The organism is Rhizobium sophoriradicis (assembly GCF_003939025.1).
Taxonomy (GTDB): Bacteria; Pseudomonadota; Alphaproteobacteria; order Rhizobiales; family Rhizobiaceae; genus Rhizobium; species Rhizobium sophoriradicis.
Genome location: NZ_RQIH01000057.1, coordinates 1 through 1,181, shown reverse-complemented (window position 1 = coordinate 1,181; position 1,181 = coordinate 1). Strand labels below are relative to the sequence as shown.

The following is a 1,181-nucleotide window of genomic DNA, read 5'->3' as shown; positions in this document are numbered from 1 at the left end:
AGACCAGCATCACTATCCATGGTGTGCCCTACACGGCCACTCTGGGGCCATCAGGCAGGGAGAACGACATTTACCTTTTCCAGCAATAGGGTGGAGATGGATCGAGCAATAGATGCCAGTCGTTCTTGAAAAAACACCCAAACCGTTGAGAGAGAATCCGTTTTTACGCGGCCACGTGCAGCGCGCCAACCCAGATGAGACGATCCCCAGTGCCCGGGGCAACATCGAATGTGCACGTCGCCAGTCTTCCTTCAAAACGTTGACGTTTGGGCATCCCAAGAGGCGACGGTGTCGCATCTGAAGTGTAGACAGATACGGATGCGGGAAGAGCCTCGGGGGCGAAGGAGGCTGGCGCGGTCGCTGAAGTGCTTAGTGCCGTCTATGACGGCCTATCCTTTGCGGGTTCTACTATGGCTTCAGGCCCGGACGAAACCCGCCCATGGCGCCGGATGCATTTCATACGGCGATCATGAACCAACGTGTGAGTTGGGTGCTCGATGCCGACCCCGTATCCTGCAACTATCAAACTATGCCTGCGGGCGGGTGCCGCGGTGGACCGACTTGTTCATCACGCAACGATCTTCGAAATGAACGTCGAAAGCTATCGACGACGTTCCGCCATGGGGGTCAAACGCCGGCGCGGCAGGCCAGCCTCATTCGCGACAATCAAAGGCACCGCACAGTTTGTCGCGCGCATTGCCTCGCCTGAACTGCTCCCTGAGAATGGGTTATTGCCTCATCTAAATTGCTCCCGCCGAATCAACCTCGGGAGCTGTGATGAGGAAGGTCAGCATGGCGACACGTGCGGAATTGGTGGCAGCGATCAGTTGTCGCTATGTGTTAGGCGGGCGGGCCGAGAAGGCGAGGATGTTAGACGAGTTCGTGGCGCTCACGGGCTTTCATCGCAAGCATGCGATGCGACTGCTGCGAGGAGAACGCAAACCGGCGAAGGGTGGTCCTCGGCCAGGGCGCCGGGTTTACGGCGACGACGTGCGGGCAGCGCTCGTCGTTGTTTGGGAGGCGTCGGATCGAATTTGCGGCAAGCGACTACACCGTAAGCGGCAAGCTGAGACCGTTCAGCGCGCGTAATTCCACGGCATGAGTGCATCGAGATCGCTGCTCGACCAGCCGTTGGCGATCCGCTCAAGTGTTTGGGTGAGCCAAGCCTGCGGGTCCACGTT

Annotated in this window: 1 protein-coding gene and 1 pseudogene; one reads left to right on the top strand and one right to left on the bottom strand. The window is 58.8% G+C overall.

Features of this window, described 5'->3' with window-relative positions:
• Window positions 1–777: 777 nt before the first annotated feature.
• Window positions 778–1,050, top strand: a pseudogene (locus EFR00_RS33860) (transposase); the annotation flags it as partial.
• A gap of 26 nt (window positions 1,051–1,076) precedes the next feature.
• On the opposite strand, the gene EFR00_RS32760 reads toward EFR00_RS33860, so the two are convergent.
• A partial coding sequence (locus tag EFR00_RS32760; protein WP_148102836.1) for a transposase domain-containing protein occupies window positions 1,077–1,181 on the bottom strand: 105 nt, incomplete at its 5' end.